16 protein-coding genes and 1 riboswitch are annotated in these 21,900 nt (G+C 35.2%); of the genes, 15 read left to right on the plus strand and 1 reads right to left on the minus strand.

Annotated elements, in window-relative coordinates; all coding sequences use genetic code 11:
- Positions 1–524: 524 nt before the first annotated feature.
- From dnaA to gyrA, 6 genes are all read left to right on the plus strand, one after another.
- Positions 525–1,880, plus strand: a complete 1,356-nt coding sequence (gene dnaA, locus HMPREF3154_RS03305; RefSeq protein WP_016898446.1) for a chromosomal replication initiator protein DnaA — start codon at positions 525–527, stop codon at positions 1,878–1,880.
- Positions 1,881–2,189: 309 nt separating this feature from the next.
- Positions 2,190–3,323: a DNA polymerase III subunit beta gene (gene dnaN, locus HMPREF3154_RS03310; RefSeq protein WP_002434447.1), complete on the plus strand. Its 1,134-nt coding sequence runs from the start codon at positions 2,190–2,192 to the stop codon at positions 3,321–3,323.
- A gap of 374 nt (positions 3,324–3,697) precedes the next feature.
- Entirely contained in the window at positions 3,698–3,943 is a 246-nt protein-coding gene (yaaA, locus tag HMPREF3154_RS03315; protein ID WP_002454368.1) for a S4 domain-containing protein YaaA, read from the plus strand.
- The gene (recF, locus tag HMPREF3154_RS03320) at positions 3,940–5,055 is read left to right on the plus strand and encodes a DNA replication/repair protein RecF (protein WP_023349972.1); all 1,116 of its coding nucleotides are present in this window, start codon (positions 3,940–3,942) and stop codon (positions 5,053–5,055) included. The genes yaaA and recF overlap by 4 nt, the downstream gene beginning before the upstream one ends.
- A 10-nt stretch (positions 5,056–5,065) precedes the next feature.
- A complete protein-coding gene (gene gyrB / locus HMPREF3154_RS03325) occupies positions 5,066–6,997 on the plus strand; it encodes a DNA topoisomerase (ATP-hydrolyzing) subunit B (RefSeq protein WP_023349973.1) in 1,932 nt (643 codons plus the stop codon).
- A gap of 36 nt (positions 6,998–7,033) precedes the next feature.
- A complete protein-coding gene (gene gyrA, locus HMPREF3154_RS03330; protein ID WP_037550842.1) occupies positions 7,034–9,706 on the plus strand; it encodes a DNA gyrase subunit A in 2,673 nt (890 codons plus the stop codon).
- Positions 9,707–9,883: 177 nt separating this feature from the next.
- Here gyrA and HMPREF3154_RS03335 read toward each other — a convergent pair whose 3' ends face one another.
- Positions 9,884–10,696, minus strand: a complete 813-nt coding sequence (locus tag HMPREF3154_RS03335; protein ID WP_030062309.1) for an NAD(P)H-hydrate dehydratase — start codon at positions 10,694–10,696, stop codon at positions 9,884–9,886.
- Positions 10,697–11,111: 415 nt separating this feature from the next.
- Here HMPREF3154_RS03335 and hutH point away from each other — a divergent pair, with 415 nt between their 5' ends.
- The 9 genes from hutH (at position 11,112) to dnaB (ending at position 21,860) form a co-directional block, all read left to right on the plus strand.
- Positions 11,112–12,617, plus strand: coding sequence for a histidine ammonia-lyase (hutH, locus tag HMPREF3154_RS03340; protein WP_002434518.1), 1,506 nt, complete (start codon positions 11,112–11,114; stop codon positions 12,615–12,617).
- A 373-nt stretch (positions 12,618–12,990) separates the two neighbouring features.
- The gene (gene serS / locus HMPREF3154_RS03345; protein ID WP_002434130.1) at positions 12,991–14,277 is read left to right on the plus strand and encodes a serine--tRNA ligase; all 1,287 of its coding nucleotides are present in this window, start codon (positions 12,991–12,993) and stop codon (positions 14,275–14,277) included.
- Positions 14,278–14,612: 335 nt separating this feature from the next.
- Entirely contained in the window at positions 14,613–15,305 is a 693-nt protein-coding gene (locus tag HMPREF3154_RS03350; protein WP_070474353.1) for an AzlC family ABC transporter permease, read from the plus strand.
- Entirely contained in the window at positions 15,302–15,631 is a 330-nt protein-coding gene (locus tag HMPREF3154_RS03355) for an AzlD domain-containing protein (RefSeq protein ID WP_030062311.1), read from the plus strand. The genes HMPREF3154_RS03350 and HMPREF3154_RS03355 overlap by 4 nt, the downstream gene beginning before the upstream one ends.
- A 125-nt stretch (positions 15,632–15,756) precedes the next feature.
- Positions 15,757–15,857, plus strand: a riboswitch (SAM riboswitch).
- Positions 15,858–15,922: 65 nt separating this feature from the next.
- The gene (locus tag HMPREF3154_RS03360; RefSeq protein WP_030062313.1) at positions 15,923–16,891 is read left to right on the plus strand and encodes a homoserine O-acetyltransferase MetX; all 969 of its coding nucleotides are present in this window, start codon (positions 15,923–15,925) and stop codon (positions 16,889–16,891) included.
- A gap of 153 nt (positions 16,892–17,044) precedes the next feature.
- Positions 17,045–17,971, plus strand: coding sequence for a YybS family protein (locus tag HMPREF3154_RS03365; RefSeq protein ID WP_030062315.1), 927 nt, complete (start codon positions 17,045–17,047; stop codon positions 17,969–17,971).
- A gap of 29 nt (positions 17,972–18,000) precedes the next feature.
- The gene (locus HMPREF3154_RS03370) at positions 18,001–19,968 is read left to right on the plus strand and encodes a DHH family phosphoesterase (protein ID WP_023349981.1); all 1,968 of its coding nucleotides are present in this window, start codon (positions 18,001–18,003) and stop codon (positions 19,966–19,968) included.
- Complete coding sequence (rplI, locus tag HMPREF3154_RS03375) at positions 19,965–20,411, plus strand: 50S ribosomal protein L9 (RefSeq protein WP_002434521.1); 447 nt, start codon at positions 19,965–19,967, stop codon at positions 20,409–20,411. Before HMPREF3154_RS03370 ends, rplI begins: the two co-directional genes overlap by 4 nt.
- 48 nt (positions 20,412–20,459) lie before the next feature.
- A complete protein-coding gene (gene dnaB / locus HMPREF3154_RS03380) occupies positions 20,460–21,860 on the plus strand; it encodes a replicative DNA helicase (RefSeq protein ID WP_002434020.1) in 1,401 nt (466 codons plus the stop codon).
- Positions 21,861–21,900: the final 40 nt, after the last annotated feature.

Below are 21,900 nucleotides of genomic sequence, written 5' to 3' on the forward strand. Positions count from 1 at the left end.
TATAACAAAATCCCTTTTATAAAGCAAGATGATTTTATGATGTATAGCATATCTTTCAATTAAATTTTCAGTTTTAAATCATTACGATTCTTGCAGCTCAAGAATTTTATATTAGTTATACATTTTTCATACATGTGTTATAAATTATTTCCCAAACGATTATTAAGAAATAATGAAGATTATATAAAGTTATCCACTTATTCACAAAACTATTGCTTATTTCTGTGGATAAAATAGAGTTCATACACATAGTTATGCCAAATTTAAGAACATATTCACAGTCATTTGACATCTGTCTAAGTTAAAAAGTATAATTATGTGGATAAGTCGTTCAATCAATGATTTTATAAGGATTTATTTATTAAACTTTTATACATAATTACTGTGAATAAATCATAGTATTGTGATAGTTATCCACTATATGTGATTAACTTGTGGATAATTATTAACATGCTGTGATTATTTTTATCCACTAATGTTATTTATGTGTATAAGTCAAAAATTTTAAGAAAGATGGAGTTTTTATGTCAGAGAAAGAAATTTGGGACAAAGTTTTAGAACTTGCTCAAGAAAGAATTTCACATACCAGTTATCATACGTTTATTAAAGATACTCAACTCTATTCACTTAAAAATGACGAAGCCATTATTTTAACGAGCCTATCTTTTAATGCGAATTGGCTTAATCAAAAATACTCTGAAATAATGCAAGCTATTATATATGATGTCATTGGTTATGAAGTGAAACCGCTATTTATTACTGAAGATGAACTCGCCGACTATAACAATGGTGCATCTAATGAACCTCAAGAACCACAAACGTCAACATCTACAATTGAAGATAATGATGGTGGTAAAGAACAATTTAATATTCATAACACATTCGATACATTTGTTATTGGTCCAGGGAACCGCTTCCCACATGCTGCAAGTTTAGCTGTAGCTGAAGCACCAGCTGAAGCTTATAACCCATTATTCATTTATGGGGGCGTAGGTTTAGGTAAAACACACTTGATGCATGCGATTGGTCATCATGTTCTTAGTAATCAACCTAGTGCTAAAGTGATTTACACATCTAGTGAGAAATTTACTAACGAATTTATCAAATCTATTCGTGATAATGAGACTGAAGCTTTCCGTGAGAAGTATCGAAACATCGATGTATTACTTATAGATGATATTCAATTCATTCAAAATAAAGAACAGACGCAAGAAGAATTCTTCCATACATTTAATGAATTACATCAAAACAATAAACAAATAGTTATTTCAAGTGATCGTCCACCTAAAGAAATTGCTAAATTAGAAGATCGATTACGTTCACGTTTCGAGTGGGGATTAATCGTTGACATTACACCACCTGATTACGAAACAAGAATGGCGATATTACAAAAGAAAATTGAAGAAGAAAACCTTGATATACCACCAGAAGCGCTTAATTATATTGCCAATCAAATCCAGTCAAATATTCGTGAACTTGAAGGTGCACTCACTAGACTTTTAGCTTATTCCAAACTTCAAGGCAAACCGATAACTACAGAATTAGCTGCTGAAGCTCTAAAAGATATTATTCAAGCACCTAAATCCAAAAAGATTACAATTCAAGATATTCAAAAAGTCGTTGGTCAATATTATAGTGTACGCATTGAGGATTTCAGTGCTAAAAAACGTACTAAATCTATTGCATATCCGCGTCAAATTGCTATGTATCTATCCCGTGAATTGACTGATTTCTCACTACCAAAAATTGGAGAAGAATTTGGTGGACGAGATCATACAACTGTCATTCATGCACATGAAAAGATAGCTAACGACATCAAAGCAGATCCTACTTTTAAACAAGAAATCGAAAACTTAGAAAAAGAAATTAGAAATCAGTAACGGGAAATAACAAGATAAGTTTTATACTCTAAGCAACCAGATTTAAAAAGATAAATTTCGGGAATAATTACAATGAAAATGAAGTAAATAATTTTCTCAAAATATGAGAGTTAAGAAATGGATAAAGCAAAGAATTGTGGATAATGTTTAAAAGTAGTACACAGCATACACAGTTTATCCACATGTGCATAACTTTGCTATTTCGGACATTTATGGACTTATCCACCAATCCACAGTCCCTACTACTATTACTATGAATTTAAAACCTATATAATTATATATAAACGACTGGAAGGAGTTTAGAAATTAATGATGGAATTCACAATTAAAAGAGATTATTTTATTAATCAACTTAATGACACATTAAAAGCAATTTCACCTAGAACAACATTACCAATTTTAACTGGTATCAAAATTGATGCTAAAGATAATGAAGTGATTTTAACTGGTTCAGATTCAGAAATCTCAATTGAAATTACAATTCCTAAACAAGTTGACGGTGAGGACATCGTTGAAATCTCAGAAACAGGATCAGTAGTACTCCCTGGTCGTTTCTTCGTAGATATCATCAAAAAGTTACCTGGTAAAGATGTTAAATTATCTACAAATGAACAGTTCCAAACATTGATTACTTCAGGACATTCAGAATTTAACTTAAGTGGATTAGATCCAGATCAATATCCATTATTACCTGAAGTATCAAGAGATGACGCAATTCAATTATCAGTTAAAGTACTTAAAAACATCATTGCTCAAACAAATTTTGCAGTGTCCACCTCAGAAACACGCCCAGTGTTAACTGGTGTGAACTGGCTTATACAAGATAATGAATTAATATGCACTGCCACTGACTCACACCGCTTGGCTGTAAGAAAGTTACAATTGGAAGATACTTCTGAAAATAAAAATGTCATCATTCCAGGTAAAGCTTTATCAGAATTAAATAAAATTATGAGTGATAGTGACGAAGATATTGATATCTTCTTTGCATCAAACCAAGTTCTATTTAGAGTAGGAAACGTTAACTTTATCTCTCGTTTACTTGAAGGTCATTATCCAGATACAACGCGTTTATTCCCAGAAAACTATGAAATTAAGTTAGGCATCAATAACGGTGATTTCTATCACGCTATCGATCGTGCATCTCTTTTAGCACGTGAAGGTGGAAATAATGTTATTAAATTGAGCACTGGAAATGAGTTAGTAGAATTATCCTCAACATCACCAGAAATTGGTACAGTAAAAGAAGAAGTAACTGCAAATGATGTTGAAGGTGGAAACTTAAAAATTTCATTCAACTCTAAATACATGATGGATGCTTTAAAAGCCATCGATAATGACGAAGTTGAAGTAGAATTCTTTGGAACAATGAAACCATTTATTTTGAAACCGAAAGATGACGATTCAGTAACTCAATTGATTTTACCAATTAGAACTTATTAGTTAGACCATATGGATTAAAACATAAAAATTTAATAATGCTATAATGAGTTTAGAGATTGTCACTTAGACAATCTCTTTTTAGTTACTTTAAATTCATTTTAAAGATACTGAGAGGTATTTTAAGAAACATCAATAAATTTTTTAGGGTAAACCTCCTATTTGTTAAAATTAAGTAAAATACCCCTTTAAATTTAAATTAGAGAAGCATACACAATTAAAATATGATGTCTCTTAAAACTAAAAAAATTTACCAAGTAGATTGCAGATTTTGAAAAATAAAAATATATATCAAAGTAAACGATTTCATTCTTTATTTTAAATGAAATCTAAGGCAAAAAAAGGTATAATATATTAATGACACATAAAGAAATGGAGTGATAATTTTGGTTCAAGAAGTTGTTGTAGAAGGAAACATAACTTTAGGTCAATTTCTTAAAACTGAAGGCATTATTGAATCTGGTGGACAAGCTAAATGGTTCCTCCAAGATTTCGAAGTTTTAATAAACGGCCAACGTGAGACACGTCGCGGGAAGAAATTAGAACATAACGACCGAATTGATATCACAGAATTACCTGAAGATACTGGTTCTTTTCTAATCATCCATCAAGGTGAACAATGAAACTTAATACACTCCAATTAGAGAATTATCGTAACTATGAAGAGGTTACATTAGATTGTCATCCTGAAGTGAATATCCTCATAGGAGAAAACGCGCAAGGAAAGACAAATTTACTTGAATCAATTTATACGCTAGCGCTAGCTAAAAGTCATCGTACTTCGAATGACAAGGAACTCATACGTTTTAAAGCTGACTATGCTAAAATAGAAGGTGAGCTGAGTTATAGACATGGCACAATGCCACTTACAATGTTTATAACTAAAAAAGGTAAACAAGTTAAAGTCAATCACCTTGAACAAAGTAAACTGACTCAATATGTGGGACACTTGAATGTCGTTTTATTTGCTCCTGAAGATTTGAATATTGTTAAAGGTTCACCACAGATACGACGACGTTTCATAGACATGGAGTTAGGACAAATTTCAGCCGTTTACTTAAATGATTTAGCTCAATACCAACGTATTCTTAAACAAAAGAATAACTATTTGAAGCAATTACAAATTGGGCAGAAGACAGATACGACAATGTTAGAAGTGTTAAATCAACAATTTGCTCAATATGCTTTAAAGGTAACGTTACGTCGTGAGCATTTTATAAAAGAACTGGAAGAACTTGCGCAACCGATTCATTCAGGGATTACGAATGAGCGTGAGAAGTTAGGACTTAAATATTTACCAAGTTTAAAGTTAAGTGATTATGAGAAGGAAGAGTCAGAATTGCTCGAGGAGGTCATCGAATTATTAAACGATAACCTTCAAAGAGAGAAAGAAAGAGGTGTGTGTCTTTATGGACCACATCGAGATGATTTAGGATTCAATGTTAATGACATGGATGCACAAACATATGGATCACAAGGACAACAAAGAACTACAGCATTGTCGATCAAATTGGCAGAGATTGAATTAATGAACATCGAAGTTGGAGAGTATCCAATATTATTACTGGACGATGTACTCAGTGAACTTGATGATTCACGTCAAACGCATCTTCTAAGTACAATCCAACATAAAGTACAGACATTTGTGACTACAACCTCTGTTGACGGTATAGACCATGAAATTATGAATAATGCTAAGTTATACCGTATAAGTCAAGGCGAATTACTAAAGTAATAAGAAAGTGATGGTGAATACATTGTCAGATGTAAACAACACAGATAATTATGGTGCTGGACAGATACAAGTATTAGAAGGTCTTGAAGCGGTGCGTAAAAGACCAGGTATGTATATTGGTTCAACTTCTGAAAGAGGCTTGCACCATTTAGTATGGGAAATTGTTGATAATAGTATTGACGAAGCATTAGCAGGTTATGCTAATCAAATAGAAGTCGTAATTGAGAAAGACAATTGGATAAAAGTTACTGACAATGGCCGTGGAATTCCAGTTGATATTCAGGAGAAAATGGGACGTCCTGCTGTCGAAGTTATCTTAACGGTATTACATGCTGGAGGTAAATTCGGCGGTGGCGGATATAAAGTATCAGGTGGGCTTCATGGTGTTGGTTCATCAGTAGTTAACGCGCTTTCCCAAGACTTAGAAGTATATGTGTACAGAAATGATACTATTTACCACCAAGCGTATAAAAAAGGTGTACCTCAATTTGACTTAAAAGAAATCGGTGAAACAGATCAAACAGGTACGGCAATTCGTTTTAAAGCTGATGGCGAAATTTTTACAGAGACAACTGTGTATAATTATGAAACATTACAACAACGTATACGCGAACTTGCTTTCTTAAACAAAGGTATCCAAATTACGTTAAGAGATGAGCGTGAAGAGGAAGGCCGTGAGGATTCTTATCACTATGAAGGCGGTATTAAATCTTACGTAGAATTATTAAATGAAAATAAAGAGCCACTTCATGAAGAACCTATCTACATACATCAAACAAAAGATGATATTGAGGTTGAAATCGCTCTTCAATATAACAGTGGATATGCGACTAACTTATTAACATATGCCAATAACATTCATACGTACGAAGGTGGTACGCACGAAGATGGCTTCAAACGTGCGTTAACACGTATTCTTAATAGTTACGGTATTCAAAGTAAGATTATTAAAGAAGACAAAGATAAACTTTCAGGTGAGGATACACGTGAAGGTCTAACAGCTATTATTTCAATTAAACACGGCGATCCTCAATTCGAAGGACAAACTAAAACGAAATTAGGTAACTCTGAAGTACGTCAAGTAGTGGATAAATTATTCGCTGAATACTTCGAGCGTTTCTTATTCGAGCATCCTGCCGTAGGTCGAATTATCGTTGAAAAAGGTATCATGGCGTCTAGAGCACGAGTAGCAGCTAAAAAAGCACGTGAGGTTACACGTCGTAAATCAGCATTAGATGTATCAAGTTTACCTGGTAAATTAGCGGATTGCTCTAGTAAAAATCCTGAAGAGAGTGAGATTTTCTTAGTAGAGGGTGACTCTGCCGGGGGGTCTACAAAATCAGGTCGTGATTCAAGAACTCAAGCGATTTTACCATTAAGAGGTAAAATCTTGAACGTGGAAAAAGCACGTTTAGACCGTATCTTAAATAACAATGAAATTCGCCAAATGATCACTGCTTTTGGTACAGGTATTGGTGGAGAATTTGATATTTCAAAAGCACGCTATCATAAAATCGTAATCATGACTGATGCGGACGTTGATGGTGCGCATATCAGAACACTATTACTCACATTCTTCTATCGCTTTATGAGACCGTTAATTGAAGCGGGCTATGTTTACATTGCACAGCCACCTTTATACAAATTAACGCAAGGTAAACAAAAGTATTATGTATTTAACGATAGAGAGTTAGACAAGCTTAAAGCTGAATTAAACCCTACTCCTAAATGGTCAATCTCTCGTTACAAAGGTCTTGGTGAGATGAATGCAGACCAATTATGGGAAACGACTATGAATCCAGAACATCGTTCAATGTTACAAGTAAGACTTGAAGATGCAATTGATGCAGACCAAACATTTGAAATGTTAATGGGTGATGTTGTTGAAAATCGTAGACAATTTATAGAAGATAATGCAGTTTACGCCAACTTAGATTTCTAAGCATTATGAATTGAACTTTTGAAGGAGGATATCTTGATGGCTGAATTACCTCAATCAAGAATTAATGAACGAAATATAACCAGTGAAATGCGTGAATCATTCTTAGACTATGCCATGAGTGTTATCGTGTCACGTGCATTACCTGATGTTAGAGATGGTTTAAAGCCAGTGCACCGTCGTATATTATATGGTCTGAATGAACAAGGTATGACACCAGATAAACCATATAAGAAATCTGCACGTATTGTTGGGGACGTTATGGGTAAATATCACCCACATGGTGACTCTTCAATATACGAAGCCATGGTAAGAATGGCACAAGACTTCAGTTACCGTTATCCTCTTGTAGATGGTCAAGGTAACTTTGGTTCAATGGATGGTGATGGCGCAGCAGCAATGCGTTATACCGAAGCACGTATGACTAAGATTACGTTAGAACTTTTACGTGATATCAACAAAGATACAATTGATTTTATCGACAACTATGATGGTAATGAAAGAGAGCCGTCAGTCTTACCTGCACGCTTCCCAAACCTTTTAGTTAACGGTGCTGCAGGGATTGCCGTAGGTATGGCTACTAATATTCCTCCTCACAATTTAACAGAAGTCATTGATGGTGTATTAAGTTTAAGTAAGAATCCTGATATCACGATCAATGAATTGATGGAAGATATTCAAGGTCCTGACTTTCCGACTGCAGGTCTTATTTTAGGAAAAAGTGGTATCCGCCGTGCATATGAAACAGGTCGTGGTTCTATCCAAATGCGTTCACGTGCAGAGATTGAAGAACGCGGTGGTGGACGTCAACGTATCGTAGTAACTGAAATACCATTCCAAGTTAATAAAGCACGTATGATTGAGAAAATTGCTGAACTTGTTAGAGATAAAAAAATCGATGGTATTACCGACTTACGAGATGAAACAAGTTTACGTACAGGTGTTAGAATCGTTATTGACGTACGTAAAGATGCGAATGCAAGCGTTATTCTTAACAACTTATACAAACAAACACCGTTACAAACATCATTCGGTGTAAATATGATTGCCTTAGTTAATGGCAGACCTAAGTTAATTAACTTAAAAGAAGCATTAATTCACTACTTAGAGCATCAAAAAACAGTTGTAAGACGACGCACTGAGTACAATTTAAGAAAAGCTAAAGACCGTGCGCATATTCTAGAAGGTTTAAGAATAGCTCTAGATCATATTGATGAAATTATCACGACAATTCGTGAATCAGAAACAGATAAAATCGCGATGGAAAGCTTACAAGAACGCTTTAAGCTATCTGAACGTCAAGCACAAGCTATCTTAGATATGCGTTTAAGACGTTTAACAGGTTTAGAACGCGATAAGATTGAATCTGAATATAATGAATTACTTGAATACATTAAAGAATTAGAAGAAATTCTAGCTGATGAAGAAGTATTATTACAATTGGTTCGTGATGAACTCTCTGAAATCAAAGAACGATTTGGAGATGAACGTCGTACTGAAATTCAATTAGGTGGATTAGACGATATTGAAGATGAAGATTTAATCCCAGAAGAACAAATTGTAATTACTTTAAGTCATAATAATTATATTAAACGATTACCTGTTTCTACATATCGTTCACAAAACCGTGGCGGACGTGGTGTACAAGGTATGAACACACTTGAAGAAGATTTCGTGAGTCAGTTAGTTACTTTAAGTACACACGATAACGTGCTCTTCTTCACGAATAAAGGTCGAGTATATAAACTTAAAGGTTATGAAGTTCCTGAGCTGTCTCGTCAATCTAAAGGTATCCCAGTCGTTAACGCGATAGAACTTGAGAATGACGAAACGATAAGTACGATGATTGCGGTTAAAGATCTTGAAAGTGAAGAACATTACCTTGTATTTGCTACAAAACGAGGTATTGTTAAACGTTCAGCGTTAAGTAATTTCTCACGTATTAATAAGAACGGTAAAATCGCAATAGGCTTCAAAGAAGACGATGAACTAATAGCCGTACGCTTAACAACTGGTAATGAAGATATACTTATCGGTACATCGCACGCATCACTTATTCGCTTCCCTGAATCTGCCTTACGTCCTCTAGGTCGTACAGCAGCAGGTGTGAAAGGTATCACACTACGTGAAGGCGACGTGGTTGTAGGTTTAGATGTGGCTCACGCAGAAAGTGAAGATGAAGTTCTAGTTGTTACTGAAAATGGCTACGGTAAACGTACACCAGTAGATGAATACCGATTATCTAATCGTGGTGGTAAAGGTATTAAAACAGCAACTATTACTGAACGTAACGGTAATATCGTTTGTATCACAACAGTCACTGGTGAAGAAGACTTAATGGTTGTTACCAATGCAGGTGTGATTATTCGCTTAGATGTGGAAGATATCTCTCAAAATGGTCGTGCTGCACAAGGTGTACGTCTAATGAGATTAGGCGAAGGTCAATTTGTTTCAACAGTTGCTAAAGTTAAAGAGGAAGAAGATAATCAAGCAGACTCAGATGATACTGATGCGAGCGAGACAGCAACTGAAGAAGTTATTGATGACCAAACACCTGGTAATGCTATTCATACAGAAGAAGCCGAAGATGTAACTAATGAAGAAACAGATGATAACGCTAATGATGATAGAATCGATGTTCGACAAGACTTTATGGATCGTGTAAATGAAGATATTGAAAGTGCTTCAGACGACGATGATGACAACGAATAATAGATATTAAAGCAGGTTCTCGCTATATAGTGAGAACCTGTTAATTTTTAGACTACCCTGCTTGAGGGTAGTCTTTTTTATTATAAAAAAAGCACACCAGCAATAGGTATTCACAATAAGTGAACAACTTTGAGGTGTGCATCGTAAATAGTATTTAATATATAACGTGTCTATAACTTAACCTTCCAATTGTTTCATAACATAAGGAATTTCACTGATTAAACGAGAAGGTGGTACGACATACATAGACTCAGATAATTTCTCTCCAATATAACTATGTGTGTAAGTCGCACTTGTAACGGCATCTTTAAGACTATCAAATTGACCAACGAAGCTTGTAATCATACCAGCAAGTGTATCTCCCATACCACCAGTAGCCATTGCTGGTGTACCGATAGATAATTTGTAAGCATCATCTTTAAAGTAAATTTCAGTACCATGTTGTTTTAAAACGACAGTAGCACCTAAGTTATTAACAGCTTCACGATTACGTTCATATGTTTGTTCTTCGATAGGAATCCCACTTAAACGTTCCCATTCTTTTTGATGAGGAGTGAAAATCACACGACATGTAGGAATTTGAGGTTTCAATTTACTAAATATGATGATTGCATCTCCATCTACAATAAGATTTTGGTGTGGTTGAATATTTTGTAGTAAAAACGTAATCGCATTATTACCTTTGAAGTCCACACCTAATCCAGGCCCGATTAAGATACTATCGGTAGCTTCGATCATTTTAGTTAGCATCTTCGTATCATTGATATCAATTACCATTGCTTCTGGGCAACGTGAATGTAATGCTGCATGATTATTAGGATGTGTTGCGACTGTAATTAATCCACTACCACTATAGACGCATGCGCGCGCAGCAAGCATAATTGCGCCACCCATATTGGCAGAACCACCAATTAATAAAATCTTACCATAATCGCCTTTATGCGTTTCATCTTTTCTTATAGGAATGTTAACTGTATCTAACGTTTCCATAATGACATAACCTCCGTTAAAAAACTCACTTCTCGCATCTCGTACACAAGACATCCGACCGTCTTAAATTTCACTTTATAAATTGTTGTGTACATCCATTTTTAAGAAATTAAAGTCCTTTAAAATTGCCCAATCTCTTTTAAATACAATAGAAAATACTATACCTGTAATACTCTTTAGTCAATAGCTATTTTAGAAATTTAATAATGAATACCTCTATCCGCACAAAATATCAAAAATACCATTTCCATCTACCTTATTAAAATAATAAATAATAATATTCCTATTTCTTTAACCTGTTAAATTATTACATTGATAATGCATTATAAAAAGTGCAAAAAGTGTTGTTAATATAAAAATGAAAACGTATACTTTCCTGTAATGGGGTTAAAATTTAAACAAAGGGGTTGTTTATATGACATTAATTTTAGATGGAGAGGCTTTGACTATTAAGGAAATTAAGACGTTTTTAAGCCAAGACTTACAAATTGATATTTCAGAGGATGCCATTGAACGAGTGACGAAAAGTCGCCAAGTCGTTGAACGTATCATACAGAATAAAGAAACAATCTATGGTATCACAACTGGCTTCGGTCTATTTAGTGATGTTTTAATCGATCCAGGTCAATATAACGAATTACAAGTCAATCTCATTCGTTCACATGCATGTGGTATCGGGAAACCATTTTCAGAAGAAGTGGCATTAGTCATGATGGTGTTGCGCTTAAATACATTATTGAAGGGGCATTCAGGTGCGACACTTGAGTTAGTTGAACAATTAAAATTCTTCATTAACGAACGTATTATTCCAGTGATTCCGCAACAAGGTTCATTAGGGGCATCAGGGGATTTAGCGCCTCTATCACATCTTGCACTTGCACTTATTGGTGAGGGTGACGTTTATTATAACAATGAACAAGTCGACAGTCGCTACGTCCTTAATGAGTTAGGACGTGAACCGTTAAAACTACAAGCTAAAGAAGGCTTGGCACTTATCAATGGGACACAAGCAATGACAGCTCAAGGTGTGATTAATTTCATTGAGGCAGAGGATTTAGGTTATCAAGTGGAATGGATTGCTTCACTCACGCATCAAGCTTTAAATGGTATTACAGATGCGTATAATCATAACGTGCACAAAGTCCGGAATATTAAAGAACAAGTAGATGTGGCAGCACGCATGCTTAACTGGCTTGAAGATTCACAGCTTACGACACGCCAAGCTGAATTACGAGTGCAGGACGCTTATAGTTTACGTTGTATTCCTCAAATCCATGGTGCAAGTTTCCAAGTGTTCAATTATGTAAGAGAAAAATTAGAATTTGAGATGAATGCAGCTAATGATAATCCTCTTATCTTCGATGAGGATGATGAAACATTAGTGATTTCAGGTGGTAACTTCCACGGTCAACCAGTCGCACTTGCATTAGACCATCTAAAATTAGGCGTGAGTGAATTAGCCAACGTTGCAGAGCGACGTCTAGAACGTTTGATTAATCCTCAATTAAATGGAGATTTACCTGCATTTTTAAGTCCTGAGCCAGGGTTACAAAGTGGCGCTATGATTATGCAATATGCTGCTGCAAGCCTTGTCTCTGAAAATAAAACCCTCGCACACCCAGCGAGTGTAGATTCAATTCCATCTTCAGCAAACCAAGAAGATCATGTATCAATGGGCACAATCGCTTCAAGACATGGTTACCAAATGATTGAGAATACACGTCGTGTGATTGCGATTGAATGTGTCATCGCATTGCAAGCTGTGGAATTAAAAGGTGTAGATAAATTATCTCCTAAAACACGTGAGAAATATGAAGAATATCGTAAAATCGTGCCTTCAATCAATCAAGATCGACAATTCCACAAAGATATCGAAGCGGTAGCGCAGTATCTAAAAGATGATGCTTATCACAGAGCATAAATACGAGGTAGTTTACACACATTTACATTTACTTGAAAAGTTAAAAAGACTTTGCTATATTAAAAATAACTTAATAAAACATTGTTCGTAGGCTAAGTAGCATTAACCGGACGATTTCAGAGAACTTGTGGTTAGTGAGAACAAGCAATCGACTTTGATGTGAATCTACCTACTTTATGAGAGCAATCGGTAATAACCGTTATTTTAGTTAAGTGCAGTTTAGAATAAGTGATTCAACGTTTATTTTAAATTGTTAAATAGGGTGGCAACGCGTAGACCACGTCCCTTGTCTGGGATGTGGTCTTTTTTTATGATTTTATACATACGTGCCCCCATTAAATCTATATTTTATTTGGGAAAGGATGAAGGTTACATGTTAGATATTCGTTTATTTAGAAATGAACCAGAAAAAGTTAAGAGCAAAATTGAATTAAGAGGAGACGATCCTAAGGTCGTTGACGAAGTTTTAGAATTAGATGAACAACGACGTCAATTAATCAGTAAAACTGAAGAAATGAAAGCAAGACGTAATAAAGTCAGTGAAGAAATCGCTCAGAAGAAACGTAATAAAGAAGATGCTGATGACGTTATTGCAGAAATGCGTAACTTAGGTGATGAAATTAAAGAAAACGATGCTAAATTAAATGAAGTTGATAATAAAGTAAGAGATATTTTAATCCGTATTCCAAACTTAATTAACGACGATGTACCTCAAGGGGATTCAGATGAAGAAAACGTTGAATTGAAAAAATGGGGTACACCACGTGAATTTGATTTCGAACCAAAAGCACATTGGGACTTAGTTGAAGAACTAAAAATGGCAGACTTCGAACGTGCTGCTAAAGTATCTGGTGCGCGTTTCGTTTACTTAACTAAAGATGGTGCATTATTAGAACGTGCATTAATGAACTATATGATTACGAAACATACAACTCAACATGGTTACACAGAAATGATGACACCTCAATTAGTGAATGCAGATACTATGTTTGGTACAGGTCAACTTCCTAAATTCGAAGAAGATTTATTTAAAGTTGAAAAAGAAGGCCTATACACAATTCCAACAGCAGAAGTACCTTTAACAAACTTCTACAGAGATGAAATCATTCAACCAGGAGTGTTACCTGAAAAATTCACTGGGCAAACGGCATGTTTCCGTAGTGAAGCGGGTTCAGCTGGTAGAGATACAAGAGGATTAATTCGTTTACACCAATTCGATAAAGTTGAAATGGTTCGTATCGAAAAACCTGAAGATTCTTGGGATGCTTTAGAAGATATGACTAAAAATGCTGAATCAATTTTAGAAGAATTAGGATTACCATATCGTCGAGTTATCTTATGTACAGGCGACATTGGCTTCAGCGCTAGTAAAACATATGACCTAGAGGTATGGTTACCAAGCTACAATGATTATAAAGAAATTAGTTCTTGCTCAAACTGTACTGATTTCCAAGCACGTCGTGCTAACATTCGCTTTAAACGTGATAACTCAGCTAAACCAGAATTAGCTCATACATTAAATGGTAGTGGTTTAGCCGTAGGTCGTACATTTGCAGCTATCGTTGAAAATTATCAAAATGAAGACGGTACAATCACAATTCCTGAAGCATTAGTTCCATTCATGGGTGGAAAAACTAAAATTTCTAAACCTACAAAATAATAACTTAAAATAGGCTAAATAATTACTACAATACAACGATGAATGACTCAATTAATTATTTGAACTGTCGATAAGATCTTAACGATTTTGTCGACAGTTTTTTTGTTGAACAGGGTAGGGGAAGAGAAATGATTCAACTTCAAATCTTCAAAAATGAGAGGGATGTCTAAAAGAAGAAACAAAATTCTGAAATTTTATAATCGTTGTAGTTACAACGATTTGACTATGAGGTTTGTCTTACTTCACACAAACCGAAGTCTAAAAATATTGAACAACTTTTCCAAATATAATAGACTTATTTTACTATTTTAGAAAGTGGAATGGAGGCTGATCAAATGACCCATCTTTCATTTAAGCAAGGGGTAAAAGAATGTATTCCTACTTTATTTGGATACGCCGGAGTAGGTTTATCATTTGGTATCGTTGCAGCCTCTCAAAACTTTAGTATCTTAGAAATTATTTTATTATGTCTCATTATTTACGCCGGTGCCGCACAATTTATTGTTTGCGCTTTAGCGATTACAGGTACTCCAATATCTGCTATCGTGTTGACCACACTTATCGTTAACTCACGTATGTTTCTATTAAGTATGACTTTGGCGCCTAATTATAAACAATATGGATTATGGAATAGGGTAGGTCTCGGTACATTATTAACCGATGAAACCTTCGGAGTTGCCATTACGCCATATATTAAAGGTGAAAAGATTAATGATCGTTGGATTCATGGTCTTAATATCACAGCATATCTTTTTTGGACTATTTCGTGTGTGGCCGGCGCCCTTTTCGGCAAATATATTTCTAATCCTAATGCACTTGGATTAGACTATGCGATTACTGCAATGTTCATTTTCCTAGGTATATCTCAATTTGAGTCAGTGAAGAAATCAAGATTTCGTATATATATAATTTTAATTATCTGTGTAATCACAATGATGCTTCTTTTAAGTTTAGTGATGCCTTCATATGTAGCAATATTAATAGCCGCAACATTCGCTGCAGCCTTAGGGGTGGTGATGGATAAATGACAACAGATTTACACACACTGATACTTATTATTTTATGTGGAATTGTAACGTTACTCGTTCGAATTATTCCCTTTATGATGATATCTAGAGTTCATTTACCTGAAATTGTCGTTAAATGGCTTTCATTTATTCCTATCACATTATTTACCGCACTTGTCATTGATGGCGTCATACAACAACACGATAACACCTTTGGATATACGCTCAATTTGTCATATATTATTGCGATTATACCAACAGTACTCCTTGCCATTTTCACACGTAGCCTTACTATCACAATAATTGGAGGTATTATTACTATCGCTTGTTTACGTTTAATCTTTTAACTCCTGAAAATGACAGCAAAGTATTGAAGTCATAAACCATTTTAGTTAATATTATATTAATTAGAAAATTCAGACTATTTAAGATTGAAATTTAATCAACATCAATATACAAATCAATTCAACAAATCTTATTTCGAGAAGCTGAGGGAATTGGCCCGACGATGCTTCAGCAACCGACTAATGATAGCACGGTGCTACAACCAACGAGAATCTCGAATGATAAGTACTGACCAGCTTCCTACTTTTTCATTTGAGTAGGAAGCTTTTTTGTAAGAGGAGGTAGCGTTAACGATGACGAATTACAGAGTAGATACGTTAGAATTAGGGACATTTACAACTGAATCAGGAGAAACCATTAATAATTTAAAATTACGCTATGAACACGTTGGATATAAAGGTCAACCATTAGTTGTTGTTTGTCACGCATTAACAGGTAATCACTTAACTTATGGAACAGACGAGAAACATGGATGGTGGCGTGAAATTATAGATGGTGGTTATATTCCACGTCATGATTATCAATTTCTAACTTTCAACGTTATTGGTAGTCCCTTTGGTTCAAGTTCCAAACTTAATGACCCTAATTTTCCACAGCATCTTACATTACGAGATATTGTTAAAGCGATTGAAAAAGGTATCAAAGCACTAGACTTCGATAAGATAAACATCCTAATTGGAGCAAGTCTAGGTGGTATGCAAGCAATGGAATTGCTGTATAATAATCAATTTCAAATCGACAAAGCCATTATTCTCGCAGCAACTGGTAAAACGTCATCATACAGTCGTGCTTTCAACGAGATCGCCCGACAAGCAATTCATCTTGGTGGGAAGGAAGGCTTAAGTATCGCTCGACAACTTGGCTTCTTAACATACCGCTCCTCTAAAAGTTATGACCAACGATTTACACCAGATGAAGTTGTAACGTATCAACAATATCAAGGAAATAAATTCAAGAAAAACTTTGATTTACAATGTTATTTAACACTGCTCGACGTCTTAGATAGTCACAATATTGATAGAGGACGAGATGATGTTGATGAAGTCTATCAATCATTAGATACAAAAGTTCTAACGATGGGGTTTATAGATGATTTACTTTATCCAGATGATCAAGTAAGAGCAGTCGGAGAGAGATTTAAATATCATCGCCATTTCTTTGTGCCAGATAATGTAGGACATGACGGCTTCCTTCTAAACTTTAACGATTGGGCTCCAAACCTCTACCATTTCTTGAACTTAAAACAATTTAAAAGGAAATAAACACAGCTATATTTAGACATACTAAACTTTGGCTAAGCAAAGTAAGTATGTCTTTAGCATAAGTGCTACTAATTAATGACGAAGTCATTAAAAGTAGCGCTTTATTGTTAATTTTTGGCAAAGAGGTTAAAATAGAAGTTATAGTCAAAAAGTATGGGAGTGGCGTGTGTGTTTTCAAAAATACAACCTAAAGCAACTATTATTGCAACTATTTCATTACTGATAGTCGCTTTAGTAACACATGTATTACCTATTCTCGGCTTAATTTTATGTTTATTTGCAACGATTCCTGGCATCGTGCTATGGAACCGCTCTGTACAATCATTTGGAATTAGCGCTTTAGTAACAGTGATTCTGACAACGTTATTAGGTAATACATTTGTCTTAAGTATGATGGTACTTATCTTAATTTTAAGTTTTATCATCGGTCAATTACTTAAGGAAAGAACTTCAAAAGAAAGAATTCTTTATGTTTCAACGGTTTCATTGAGTTTAATAACATTGATTGGATTCATGTTATTACAAACATTCGAAAAAATTCCAAAAGCAGCCGTATTAATTAAGCCATTTAAAGATGCGATGTATGATGCCATCTTAACAAGTGGATTAAATTCTAACTATAGACAGATTCTTGAGGAAGGTTTCCGACAATCAACGGTCCAACTCCCTAGTTATCTTATTATAGTCATTTTCCTTTTAATCTTAATTAATCTGATTATTACATTTCCTATCTTACGTAAGTTTAAGGTCGCAACTCCGATCTTTAAGCCATTATTCGCATGGCAAATGAATCGTGTACTATTATGGATTTATCTTATAGTTCTTATTTGTGTAATGTTTGCGAACCAACCAAGTATATTCCAAAGTATCGTCTTGAACTTTGAGGTTGTGTTATCATTAGTGATGTATATCCAAGGTTTAAGCGTTATACATTTCTTCGGTAAAGCTAAGAGATGGCCGAATGCTGTAACGATTTTATTAATGGTGGTGGGGACACTACTTACACCGATGACACATATCGTTGGTTTACTTGGAGTTATTGATTTATGTATTAATTTAAAACGAATTATTAAAAAATGATTATTAACTAAGTGATTAGAGGTGGAAGAATGAACCGTCAATCCACTAAAAAAGCATTGCTCATACCTTTTATACTCATGGTACTTACAGCCATTGCATTAGTCATCGTATGGTTTATTTTCAACCAAATCGTCGCTGGCATTGCTGCAGCAATCCTCGTCGTGATGATTATTATTAGTGGCGTGTTATTGAGACAAGCTTTTCTTAAAATGGATAATTATGTGGATGATTTAAGTGGTCACATCTCGGCAAGTAGCAATAAAGCAATCAAACATTTGCCGATTGGGATGATTGTGTTAGATGAAGATAACCACATTGAATGGATGAACCAATTCATGACAGAACACGTTGAAACTAATGTGATTTCTGAAAATGTAAACGAAGTCTTTCCTAACATATTGAAACAATTAGAAAAAGTACAAGAAGTAGAAATTGAACATAACAATTATCATTACCATGTGCGATATTCAGAGAATGAACATTGTTTATATTTCTTTGATATCACAGAAAGCGTACATACCAACGAGTTGTATGAAGATTCAAAGCCAATTATCGCAACGTTGTTCTTAGACAACTATGACGAGATTACGCAGAATATGAACGATACACAACGTTCAGAAATCAACTCAATGGTTACACGTGTCATTAGCAGATGGGCACAAGAATACAATATTTATTTCAAACGTTATAATTCTGATCAATTCGTTGCATATCTTAACCAAAAGATATTAGCAGAACTTGAAGATTCAAACTTTGAAATTTTAAGTCAGTTGAGAGAGAAAAGTGTCGGTTACCGTGCACAACTCACTTTAAGTATCGGTGTCGGTGAAGGTACAGAGAACCTTATTGACCTAGGGGATTTATCTCAATCTGGTTTAGACTTAGCACTCGGTCGAGGAGGCGACCAAGTAGCCATTAAAAATATGAATGGTAACGTTCGCTTCTACGGTGGTAAGACTGACCCTATGGAGAAACGTACGCGTGTACGTGCCCGAGTAATTTCTCACGCACTTAAAGATATATTAACTGAAGGCGACAAGGTAATTATTATGGGACATAAACGCCCTGATTTAGATGCAATTGGTGCAGCAATTGGTGTCTCACGTTTTGCATTAATGAATAATTTAGAAGCCTTTGTTGTTCTCAATGATTCAGATATTGATCCGACTTTACGTCGTGTCATGGACGAAATTGATAAGAAACCAGAATTGAAAGAACGCTTTGTCACTTCAGATGAAGCTTGGGATATGATGACGTCTAAGACGACAGTCGTTGTCGTGGATACGCACAAGCCTGAAATGGTCTTAGATGAAAATGTCTTAAATAAAGCAAACCGTAAAGTCGTTATTGACCACCACAGACGTGGCGAAAGCTTTATTTCAAACCCACTATTGGTATATATGGAGCCATATGCAAGTTCAACTGCAGAGCTTGTTACTGAATTATTAGAATATCAACCAACTGAACAAAGATTGACACGTTTAGAATCAACAGTCATGTATGCAGGTATTATAGTAGATACTAGAAACTTCACATTAAGAACAGGTTCAAGAACATTTGATGCTGCAAGTTATTTACGTGCGCATGGTGCAGATACAATCTTAACGCAACACTTCTTAAAAGATGATGTAGATACTTATATTAATCGTTCAGAACTTATTAGAACGGTTCAATTACAAGATCATGGCGTAGCAATCGCTCATGGTTCAAATGATAAAATCTACCATCCTGTTACGGTTGCACAAGCAGCCGACGAGTTGTTAAGTTTAGAAGGTATCGAGGCATCTTATGTTGTGGCTAAACGTGAAGATAACCTCATCGGTATCTCTGCACGTTCACTAGGTTCTATCAACGTTCAATTAACGATGGAAGCATTAGGTGGTGGTGGACACCTTACAAATGCTGCCACACAAATTAAAGGTGTCACTATAGAAGATGCTATAGAACAATTACAGCAAGCAATTACAGAACAAATGAGTAGGAGTGAAGATGCATGAAAGTAATTTTCAAACAAGATGTTAAAGGTAAAGGTAAAAAAGGCGAAGTAAAAGACGTACCAGTAGGTTACGCAAACAACTTCTTACTTAAAAACAACTATGCTGTAGAAGCAACTCCTGGTAACTTAAAACAATTAGAACAACAAAATAAACGTGCTGAAGCAGACAGACAACAAGAAATTGATGATGCGAAAGCACTTAAAGAAAAATTAGAAAACATCGAAGTTGAAGTATCAGCTAAAACAGGTGAAGGCGGTAAATTGTTTGGTTCAATCAGTACTAAACAAATTGCCGAAGCATTAAATAAACAACATGATATTAAAATTGATAAACGCAAAATGGACTTACCACATGGTATCCACGCGTTAGGTTATACAAATGTGCCAGTTAAATTAGATAAAGAAGTTGAAGGTACAATTAGAGTACACACAGTAGAACAGTAATTTCGAAAATAACAAAGATGGATTGAAATAAGAGGTGTAAAGCAAACAATGGATGGAATGTATGAGCAAAATCAAATGCCGCATAGCAATGAAGCTGAACAATCTGTCTTAGGTGCCATTATTATAGATCCAGAATTGATTAATACAACTCAGGAAGTCCTCCTTCCTGAGTCGTTTTATAGAGGCGCCCATCAACATATCTTCCGAGCAATGATGCATCTTAATGAAGATAACAAAGAAATCGACGTTGTCACACTTATGGATCAACTATCTAGTGATGGAAGCTTAAGTGAAGCGGGTGGCCCTCAATATCTCGCAGAGCTATCGACTAACGTTCCAACAACGCGAAACGTTCAATATTATACAGATATCGTCTTTAAACACGCGTTAAAACGTAAGTTAATTCAAACGGCAGATAGTATTGCAAATGATGGCTATAATGATGAATTAGAACTAGATACAATCCTAAGTGATGCCGAAAGACGTATCCTTGAACTTTCTTCTACAAGAGAAAGTGACGGGTTTAAAGATATTAGAGATGTCTTAGGACAAGTGTATGAGACTGCCGAAGAACTCGACCAAAATAGTGGTCAAACGCCTGGTATTCCAACAGGTTATCGAGATCTCGACCAAATGACTGCTGGGTTTAACCGTAATGATTTAATCATCTTAGCGGCTCGTCCTTCCGTGGGTAAGACTGCCTTCGCTCTTAATATTGCCCAAAAAGTTGCGACACATGAAGATATGTTTACAGTAGGCATATTCTCGCTTGAGATGGGTGCAGACCAGTTAGCAACGCGTATGATTTGTAGTTCAGGTAACGTAGATTCAAACCGCTTAAGAACTGGTACGATGACAGAAGAAGACTGGAGTCGTTTTACGATTGCAGTTGGTAAATTATCAAAAACTAAGATTTTTATCGATGATACACCAGGTATTCGTATTAATGACTTACGATCTAAATGTCGCCGTCTTAAACAAGAACACGGCTTAGATATGATAGTGATTGACTATCTACAATTAATTCAAGGTAGCGGTTCTCGATTCTCAGACAACCGTCAACAAGAAGTATCAGAAATCTCACGTACACTTAAAGCCATTGCCCGTGAACTAGAATGCCCAGTTATCGCACTGAGTCAGCTTTCACGTGGTGTTGAACAACGTCAGGATAAACGTCCAATGATGAGTGATATTCGTGAATCTGGGTCTATCGAGCAAGACGCTGATATCGTTGCTTTCTTATACCGTGATGATTACTACAATCGTGGCGAGGATGAAGATGATGACGATGATGCAGGCTTTGAGCCACAAACGAATGATGATAACGGTGAAATTGAAATCATAATTGCTAAACAACGTAACGGCCCAACAGGAACTGTGAAACTTCATTTTATGAAACAATATAATAAATTTACAGACATTGATTATGCTCATGCAGAAATGACATAAAATTTATTTTTCCGTACAATAAACTTATTTTTAGTTTTAT

Origin of the sequence: Staphylococcus sp. HMSC06C11, from assembly GCF_001808345.1 — a bacterium.
Taxonomy (GTDB): Bacteria; Bacillota; Bacilli; order Staphylococcales; family Staphylococcaceae; genus Staphylococcus; species Staphylococcus capitis.